The organism is Lysinibacillus sp. GbtcB16, from assembly GCF_019091145.1.
Lineage (GTDB): Bacteria > Bacillota > Bacilli > Bacillales_A > Planococcaceae > Lysinibacillus > Lysinibacillus fusiformis.
On the sequence record NZ_JAGXJV010000500.1, the window covers coordinates 1 to 264 of the forward strand.

General features: G+C 47.3%; 1 pseudogene. It reads left to right on the top strand.

What is annotated here, in order from left to right:
- A pseudogene (locus KVT27_RS25045) lies at positions 1-264 on the top strand (sugar ABC transporter permease); the annotation flags it as partial.

Below are 264 nucleotides of genomic sequence, written 5' to 3' on the forward strand. Positions count from 1 at the left end.
AGGGCTGAAATGGTTCCGTATTTTATTTGAATCGCCGGATTTCTGGGTCGCTCTGAAGAATTCTGTCATCATCAGCTTCTATAAGCTGCTGTTTAACTTCCCGGCACCGATCATTTTGGCGCTATTGCTCAATGAGGTTCTGAACGGCGCCTTCAAACGGATTATTCAGACCATCGTGTATTTCCCCCACTTCGTGTCCTGGGTCGTCTTGGGAGGCATCCTGTTCTCCGTATTTTCCGTAGATACCGGACTGTTAAAGGTGTT